This window comes from Pseudomonas sp. D1HM, from assembly GCF_019266105.1.
GTDB lineage: Bacteria > Pseudomonadota > Gammaproteobacteria > Pseudomonadales > Pseudomonadaceae > Aquipseudomonas > Aquipseudomonas taetrolens.
In genome coordinates, this window is the sequence record NZ_LRMN01000021.1 from 1 (window position 1) to 3,363 (window position 3,363).

Here is a 3,363-nt window from a genome sequence, read left to right on the forward strand (position 1 = left end):
TGGTGAATGTTGATTTCTGATCTTTTGATTAGATCGTTCTTTAAAAATTTGGGTATGTGATAGAAAGATAGACTGGATAACACTTTCACTGGTGTTTATTCAGGCTAAGGTAAAATTTGTGAGTTAAATTGCGAATTTTCGGCGAATGTCGTCTTCATAGTATAACCAGATTGCTTGGGGTTATATGGTCAAGTGAAGAAGCGCATACGGTGGATGCCTTGGCAGTCAGAGGCGATGAAAGACGTGGTAGCCTGCGAAAAGCTTCGGGGAGTCGGCAAACAGACTTTGATCCGGAGATGTCTGAATGGGGGAACCCACCTAACATAAGTTAGGTATCTTAAGCTGAATACATAGGCTTAAGAAGCGAACCAGGGGAACTGAAACATCTAAGTACCCTGAGGAAAAGAAATCAACCGAGATTCCCTTAGTAGTGGCGAGCGAACGGGGACCAGCCCTTAAGCTGTATTGATGTTAGCGGAACGCTCTGGAAAGTGCGGCCATAGTGGGTGATAGCCCTGTACGCGAAAACATCTTTGCAGTGAAATCGAGTAGGACGGAGCACGAGAAACTTTGTCTGAATATGGGGGGACCATCCTCCAAGGCTAAATACTACTGACTGACCGATAGTGAACTAGTACCGTGAGGGAAAGGCGAAAAGAACCCCGGAGAGGGGAGTGAAATAGATCCTGAAACCGTATGCGTACAAGCAGTGGGAGCCCACTTTGTTGGGTGACTGCGTACCTTTTGTATAATGGGTCAGCGACTTATTTTCAGTGGCGAGCTTAACCGAATAGGGGAGGCGTAGCGAAAGCGAGTCTTAATAGGGCGTCTAGTCGCTGGGAATAGACCCGAAACCGGGCGATCTATCCATGGGCAGGTTGAAGGTTGGGTAACACTAACTGGAGGACCGAACCGACTACCGTTGAAAAGTTAGCGGATGACCTGTGGATCGGAGTGAAAGGCTAATCAAGCTCGGAGATAGCTGGTTCTCCTCGAAAGCTATTTAGGTAGCGCCTCATGTATCACTGTAGGGGGTAGAGCACTGTTTCGGCTAGGGGGTCATCCCGACTTACCAAACCGATGCAAACTCCGAATACCTACAAGTGCCGAGCATGGGAGACACACGGCGGGTGCTAACGTCCGTCGTGAAAAGGGAAACAACCCAGACCGTCAGCTAAGGTCCCAAAGTTATGGTTAAGTGGGAAACGATGTGGGAAGGCTTAGACAGCTAGGAGGTTGGCTTAGAAGCAGCCACCCTTTAAAGAAAGCGTAATAGCTCACTAGTCGAGTCGGCCTGCGCGGAAGATTTAACGGGGCTCAAACCATACACCGAAGCTACGGGTATCACTTAGGTGATGCGGTAGAGGAGCGTTCTGTAAGCCTGTGAAGGTGAGTTGAGAAGCTTGCTGGAGGTATCAGAAGTGCGAATGCTGACATGAGTAACGATAATGGGTGTGAAAAACACCCACGCCGAAAGACCAAGGTTTCCTGCGCAACGTTAATCGACGCAGGGTTAGTCGGTCCCTAAGGCGAGGCTGAAAAGCGTAGTCGATGGAAAACAGGTTAATATTCCTGTACTTCTGGTTATTGCGATGGAGGGACGGAGAAGGCTAGGCCAGCTTGGCGTTGGTTGTCCAAGTTTAAGGTGGTAGGCTGGAATCTTAGGTAAATCCGGGATTCTAAGGCCGAGAGCTGATGACGAGTGTTCTTTTAGAACACGAAGTGGTTGATGCCATGCTTCCAAGAAAAGCTTCTAAGCTTCAGGTAACCAGGAACCGTACCCCAAACCGACACAGGTGGTTGGGTAGAGAATACCAAGGCGCTTGAGAGAACTCGGGTGAAGGAACTAGGCAAAATGGCACCGTAACTTCGGGAGAAGGTGCGCCGGTGAGGGTGAAGCATTTACTGCGTAAGCCCACGCCGGTCGAAGATACCAGGCCGCTGCGACTGTTTATTAAAAACACAGCACTCTGCAAACACGAAAGTGGACGTATAGGGTGTGACGCCTGCCCGGTGCCGGAAGGTTAATTGATGGGGTTAGCTAACGCGAAGCTCTTGATCGAAGCCCCGGTAAACGGCGGCCGTAACTATAACGGTCCTAAGGTAGCGAAATTCCTTGTCGGGTAAGTTCCGACCTGCACGAATGGCGTAACGATGGCGGCGCTGTCTCCACCCGAGACTCAGTGAAATTGAAATCGCTGTGAAGATGCAGTGTATCCGCGGCTAGACGGAAAGACCCCGTGAACCTTTACTATAGCTTTGCACTGGACTTTGAATTTGCTTGTGTAGGATAGGTGGGAGGCTTTGAAGCGTGGACGCCAGTCTGCGTGGAGCCAACCTTGAAATACCACCCTGGCAACTTTGAGGTTCTAACTCAGGTCCGTTATCCGGATCGAGGACAGTGTATGGTGGGTAGTTTGACTGGGGCGGTCTCCTCCTAAAGAGTAACGGAGGAGTACGAAGGTGCGCTCAGACCGGTCGGAAATCGGTCGTAGAGTATAAAGGCAAAAGCGCGCTTGACTGCGAGACAGACACGTCGAGCAGGTACGAAAGTAGGTCTTAGTGATCCGGTGGTTCTGTATGGAAGGGCCATCGCTCAACGGATAAAAGGTACTCCGGGGATAACAGGCTGATACCGCCCAAGAGTTCATATCGACGGCGGTGTTTGGCACCTCGATGTCGGCTCATCACATCCTGGGGCTGAAGCCGGTCCCAAGGGTATGGCTGTTCGCCATTTAAAGTGGTACGCGAGCTGGGTTTAGAACGTCGTGAGACAGTTCGGTCCCTATCTGCCGTGGACGTTTGAGATTTGAGAGGGGCTGCTCCTAGTACGAGAGGACCGGAGTGGACGAACCTCTGGTGTTCCGGTTGTCACGCCAGTGGCATTGCCGGGTAGCTATGTTCGGGAAAGATAACCGCTGAAAGCATCTAAGCGGGAAACTTGCCTCAAGATGAGATCTCACTGGAACCTTGAGTTCCCTAAAGGGCCGTCGAAGACTACGACGTTGATAGGTTGGGTGTGTAAGCGCTGTGAGGCGTTGAGCTAACCAATACTAATTGCCCGTGAGGCTTGACCATATAACACCCAAGCAATTTGCTGACTCGAAAGAGCACCAGATTGCGGTGTGTGAAGACGATACAAACCGAAAGTTTGCAACTCACAAAACACCGACTCTATTACATACCCATTCGCTGGAGCGTGAACCGAAAGGTAAACGACCTGGCTACCGAATTTCTTGACGACCATAGAGCATTGGAACCACCTGATCCCATCCCGAACTCAGTAGTGAAACGATGCATCGCCGATGGTAGTGTGGGGTTTCCCCATGTGAGAGTAGGTCATCGTCAAGATTAAATTCCAAA

At 50.4% G+C, this 3,363-nt stretch carries 2 rRNA genes; both read left to right on the forward strand.

Annotation, left to right across the window (positions count from 1 at the left end):
• Positions 1-186: 186 nt before the first annotated feature.
• Positions 187-3,078, forward strand: a 23S ribosomal RNA gene (locus AWM69_RS20235).
• 157 nt (positions 3,079-3,235) lie between these two features.
• Positions 3,236-3,351, forward strand: a 5S ribosomal RNA gene (gene rrf, locus AWM69_RS20240).
• Positions 3,352-3,363 lie beyond the last annotated feature (12 nt).